Origin of the sequence: Endozoicomonas sp., from assembly GCF_031844845.1 — a bacterium.
In the GTDB taxonomy this organism is placed as follows: Bacteria; Pseudomonadota; Gammaproteobacteria; order Pseudomonadales; family Endozoicomonadaceae; genus Endozoicomonas.
In genome coordinates, this window is record NZ_JAVRMB020000070.1 from 1 (window position 1) to 5,645 (window position 5,645).

The 5,645-nt window shown below is 46.2% G+C and carries 5 protein-coding genes; 2 read left to right on the top strand and 3 right to left on the bottom strand.

The features are described from left to right. Positions 1-98 precede the first annotated feature (98 nt). The gene (locus tag RM811_RS03270; protein ID WP_402520722.1) at positions 99-941 is read right to left on the bottom strand and encodes a putative RNA methyltransferase; all 843 of its coding nucleotides are present in this window, start codon (positions 939-941) and stop codon (positions 99-101) included. A gap of 232 nt (positions 942-1,173) precedes the next feature. Between RM811_RS03270 and RM811_RS03275 the strand changes: the two genes are divergently transcribed. Next, complete coding sequence (locus tag RM811_RS03275; RefSeq protein WP_402520724.1) at positions 1,174-2,763, top strand: ABC-F family ATPase; 1,590 nt, start codon at positions 1,174-1,176, stop codon at positions 2,761-2,763. Positions 2,764-3,032: 269 nt separating this feature from the next. Continuing rightward, positions 3,033-4,112: a peptidoglycan DD-metalloendopeptidase family protein gene (locus RM811_RS03280; protein ID WP_402520726.1), complete on the top strand. Its 1,080-nt coding sequence runs from the start codon at positions 3,033-3,035 to the stop codon at positions 4,110-4,112. Between the two features lie 124 nt (positions 4,113-4,236). On the opposite strand, the gene RM811_RS03285 is transcribed toward RM811_RS03280, so the two are convergent. Then, positions 4,237-4,875 carry a hypothetical protein gene (locus RM811_RS03285; RefSeq protein WP_402520728.1) on the bottom strand — a complete coding sequence of 213 codons (639 nt, stop codon included), beginning with the start codon at positions 4,873-4,875 and terminating at the stop codon, positions 4,237-4,239. A gap of 267 nt (positions 4,876-5,142) precedes the next feature. Next, on the bottom strand, positions 5,143-5,466 hold the full coding sequence (locus RM811_RS03290; RefSeq protein WP_402520730.1) for a pseudouridine synthase: 324 nt from the start codon (positions 5,464-5,466) through the stop codon (positions 5,143-5,145). Positions 5,467-5,645: the final 179 nt, after the last annotated feature.

Genomic DNA, 5,645 nt, shown 5'->3' on the forward strand with positions numbered 1-5,645 from the left:
CCATGTACCAGGCCATGTCTCAGTTATACCATTAGTAAAGCTTGGTAAAATTGATGTGAGGCAGTAGTTTTACCTATAGTGGGTCACTGTTTTTTGCTTCACACTTTTTGTATTACAGACAGGCGCATCTCCAGTTCACACTCAAGCTGGTCAAGTTGTTCCAGCTGCTGTTTCTGGCCGACATTTACATGCCAGTAGTGAGGGGTCATGGTGAGCAGATCCATAATGGCTTGAGGAGAATCCAGCATCATGTTTGCCCTGACAGTCTGGCTTTCCAGCAGATGAAAGTCGTCGGGTAAATCCTGAAGGCGTTTATCTTCCGGATAAGGGCGAACTTCGTCATAAATCGCGTTGCGAAGTGCCAGCAGGTGATTCTTGCCGGGTGTCAGGATGACGATATGTCTGCCAGGTTTCAGGACTCTTGAGAATTCAGACCAGTCAGTGCGTGAAAAAATACTGATAACCGTATCAAACTGACCATCCATCAACGGTAGCGCACTGACGCTGGCGACCAGCCATTCAATATTTTTGTTACGTTTGCTGGCGGCAAGAATGGCTGGTTTGGCAATATCGAATCCGCAGACCTCACTGCCTTCAATCCGATTTTTTATTGCCGATGTGTAATAACCTTCACCACAACCGGCATCAAGAATATTCTGATTGGTTTTATTGCTAAAAGTACTGATTTTATCGATCAACACATCGACGACTGGTTGATAGTGGCCATGATTTAAAAAGCGGGCCCTGGCGTCGACCATTACCTGATCATCACCAGGACTTTTACTTCGCTTTTTATGACTGGGTAAAAGGTTTAGATAGTCCTGACGAGCCCGGTCAAACTGATGGTTATTTTGACAGGCAGCGCCTCTTTTTTCTGAGGAGAGTGGTTCATAACAGATAGGGCAGCGGAGTTTGATGGGCATTGGGATTGGCAGCTTCATTAAATGGCACCGAGTTTAACGGCCTCAGGTTGATATTCAAGCAGAGCTGGCCGATATTTCCTGAGTGACAATGCCGCAGGCTTTAATAAGCCTTTTATTCATGGTGTTTGGAGCTACGCTGAAATCCATACCAACAGAATTTGTAAACTACCTATTGGCTCAAAGGAATAGTCACTGTAGTCTGCGTCGAAATTTCTGATTAATTAAGTTGACTAAAGAGCAGGACAATAATTTGATTTCTACAGCCAATATCACCATGCAGTTCGGTGACAAGCCCCTATTTGAGGATATATCCGTCAAGTTTGGCGATGGTAACCGTTATGGACTCATTGGTGCCAACGGTTGTGGTAAGTCAACTCTGATGAAAATCCTTGGGGGTGAGCTTGAAGCCTCGTCCGGGACGGTCAGCAAAGATCGTCATGAGCGTATGGCCAAGCTGAGTCAGGATCAGTTCGCCTACGAGAATTATACCGTGATTGATACGGTGATCATGGGGCATGCTGAGCTGTGGAAAGTGAAGGCAGAGCGCGATGCCATCTATGCCCAGGCTGAGATGACTGAAGAAGAAGGTATGCGGGTTGCCAACCTTGAAGTTCAGTTTGGCGAGATGGATGGTTACTCCGCAGAAGCCCGTGCGGGTGAATTATTGCTGGGTCTGGATATCCCTGGTGAACAGCATTATGGCCTTATGGGCGCTGTTGCTCCGGGCTGGAAGCTACGTGTACTGCTGGCTCAGGTGTTGTTTGCAGATCCTGAAATCATGCTGTTGGATGAGCCGACCAACAACCTGGATATCAATGCTATCCGCTGGCTGGAAGATATTCTGAAGCAGCGTGACTGCACCATGATTATCATCTCTCACGACCGTCACTTCCTGAACAGTGTCTGCACCCATATGGCGGATCTGGATTATGGCCGACTGCAGGTGATGCCTGGTAATTACGATGAATACATGACGGCGGCCACGCAGGTTCGAGAGCGTATGCAGGCTGATAATGCCCGCAAGAAAGCCCAGATTGCCGAACTTCAGTCCTTTGTTAGCCGATTCTCTGCCAACGCTTCCAAGGCCAGACAGGCGACCTCCAGAGCAAAGCAGATTGATAAGATCCAATTAGCCGAGATCAAGCCTTCAAGCCGTCAGAACCCTTTCATCCGCTTTGAGCAGGAAAAGAAACTGTTTCGAAATGCGCTGGTGGTTGAAAAGCTGAGTCAGGGCTACGGGGATGACCTGTTTAACAAAGTTAATCTAATGGTTGAGGTGGGTGAACGTATCGCCATTATCGGCCAGAATGGTGTCGGTAAAACAACCCTGCTGCATACGCTGGCTGGCAAGATGGCACCACGTAGCGGAACGGTTCAATGGTCAGAAAACGCCAGCATTGGTTATTACGCCCAGAATCACAGTGCTGATTTTGATAGGGACGTGAACCTGTTCGACTGGATGAGCGAGTGGATGAATCCGGGGGATGATGAGCAGGTGATTCGTGGGGTTCTGGGTCGGATGCTGTTCTCCCAGAGCGATCTGAAAAAATCCGTTCGGGTTATTTCCGGTGGTGAGCAGGGTCGGATGTTGTTTGGCAAGTTGATTCAGCAGCGACCGAATATATTGCTGATGGATGAACCCACCAACCATATGGATATGGAGTCCATCGAATCCCTGAACCTGGCGCTGGAAAACTATCCCGGCACATTGGTTTTTGTTTCCCATGACCGACAGTTTGTGTCTTCGCTGGCAACGCGGATTATTGAAATCAAAGATTCCGGCCTGGTGGATTTCCATGGCAGTTATGATGACTATCTGCATAGTCAGGGTGTTGAGTAAGTCTAAATAGCGTTTGTGGTACCAACAATGCGATGAGCTCTGTTGGTATCCTGAACGAATCAAATGAAAATCCTTTTACTTCAGGCTCTGTGGACAGAATCTGGTAACAGTCCCCTCTAAATAAGAAAATACCGTATCCAATTGAGCGGATTTTATCGTTTGAATGTCAGGGATATTTCCTGACCATCGTTGTTTAAGTGCAAGTCAGCATAGGGCTCTTTCCCATATCACGAGATACTCTTTGAATCGAATTTCAACAGGTCAGCTTCATGGGGTTTATCAGGAAAGCAGGAAAGGTTACCTTTTTATCCTTCTTAATTTTATTCAGTTTCACGTTGCTTTCCTCCGCTGATGATCAGGTAGACCCCATTTCATTGCCCAATAATAATCAGATTATCAAGCCGGAAATGATAATGGCTTCTGGTGAGGTGCTGTCGTTTGCAACAATCATCCAGATTGAAGATGATGCCCTTACGGTGCAGACAAACGGGAGTAAGAAATTACTGGAAACCGTCCGTATCGGAGGGGAAATACAGCATAGCTTTTATGCCAGTGCAAAAGCGGCGGGATTGTCACTGTCTGTCATGAGTGAATTTGCCAATATTTTTCAATGGCAGCTGGACTTCAGTCGGGAGATTCACCGGGGTGATCGTTTTGATATTCTGCTGGAAAAAGTGTCGGGAGACCGATTGGCTGATGAACCTCGAATTCTGGCGGCGTGGATCTATCAACAGCGCAGAACATTAACGGCCATTCGCCATAGTGACGGTGGTTATTACACACAGGAGGGAAAACGGCTCGGAAGAAGCTTTTTGCGTTTACCTTTCGAGAAAGAGTATTCAGTGAGCTCTGGTTTTGCCTTATCGAGGCAGCACCCGATTGTCGGTCAGATTCGCCCGCATAAAGGTACGGACTGGGCGGTTTCCGTGGGAACACCAGTGATAACGGCAGCTGATGGTATTGTTGTTGAGTCGGTGGTAAATCATCCCACCGCCGGAAATTATATCGAGATTCAGCACGGGCGGCGTTATGTTACCCGGTATCTGCACCTGAGCCAGTTAAAGGTTAAGGCAGGCCAGCAGGTGCGTCGTGGCGACGTTATCGGCTTATCCGGTAACACGGGTTTATCCACAGGACCACACCTTCACTACGAAATGTATGTGGATGGTCGCCCTGTTGATGCAATGAAAACTCAGCTCCGAACGAATAGGATCCTGGCAGGTTCTGAGCTTAGTGATTTTAAGCAGGCATCAGCAAAACTTCTCAATAGGCTGAGCAATAAAGAGGTTCTGGCTAATGCTTCTGATCGTCAGCTTTCTGAAGCCTCATGGGTTTTTTTCAGAAATTAGCTTCTGATATGAAAGTGACCCGGCAGCTAATAGTTGCTCAGGAATGTCTCTGGGCAGCAGCGAAAAAATCTATTGCTATTATTACCGGCTCCAGAGTATTTCCTGTAACCGGCATTTTGTTACGTTAAAAAACATCCCTTGGGATCATATAGATTCCGTTCATATCAAATTGATACCGCATAAATTGCATATGCATCTGGCCTAAACAGGTCATTGATCGCTGTTGGCCACTTTTCCTGGGAAGACTGTCAGGGTTGTAGACATAAACGCCATGTTTGCAACCGGGGCTGCCTGCCCACCAGTTATTAACTGCCCCGGTATGACCCTGGGCAATTACGAAGTCACGATAAACAACGGTTTGTTGCTTCCCGAATACATCCAGAGTTAATTCCAGATCCCCCTGAACGGCAAAGTTTAACTTATCCGGTTTTTTTCCAAATACGTTACGGCCTTCGTGGGTTACCCAGTCATTAAATTTATTAGCAACAGCGGTGCTCCCCTTTCTACCAACATTTACAGTGATTTTTCCTTTATTGATATCCATTATTTCAGATGAAACACCTTCATAAGTATTTGGTTGTGTTTCTATATGATCTTTTATCTTGAAGTTAATGTTTATCAGTCGTATGAAAGGGATGTTGTCATTTATAAAAGTCATGATCAATTCATTAGATCGGGTTTGTTCTGCAAACACACCGGTAGAAGAAAATATGACCAATAAACATAAAGCTTTCAGTAGTGGAATTAATTTATAATTAAACATGTCAGATACTCCTTTTAAATTATTCGTTCTGTAATGCTCAGGTAGGTGTTGCGGAAGACTCCTTGATATTTAACTCTCTGGTTTAAAATATATTTTCCTCGGATCGCACACCGTCTTCAGACTGTCGAAGATACCGTAGCATTTATCGTAAAGTATTAAACTAACCACTTAGTTAGGAATATTTGACGTCTTATGATCAGAAATCTGGGTACTTAAGTACCCAGATTGTTGCGGTTGATTTGATGGTTTGGGAATCGTTGCCAGATATTAAAAAGGGGGAGGAGATGTGAACATCATTGCTGCCCCGGTTACTGGGTGGATAAAAACGAGCTTTGTCGCATGCAGGTTCAGGCGGTTACTGACCTGTTTTGCCTCGGTATGGGCATAAAACTCACAACCAAGAATAGGGTGTCCAAGTTCTGCTAAATGAACTCTTAACTGGTGGGAGCGACCAGTTACGGGCTTAAGGCACACGCGATCAAACTCCGGGCGATGGTTTTCAACCTGTTGATAGCGTGTCAGAGATGGTTTTCCCAGTTCATGGTCGACCATCTGTTTTGGGCGGTTCGGCCAGTCACAGCGAAGTGGCAGGTGAACTACTCACCCCTAAAGGACCCCTAGGGCCTAAAGGGCAGAGCTTCCAATAAGACAGCTACCGGAGTAACAGCCATTATCTTCTTTTTTGACGTTTCATTGCCAGTTGCAGTAGAGGGCTTGCCCTTTACCGGCTTACGCTTGGCTCCACGTCCTTTAACTAGCAGGGGAATACC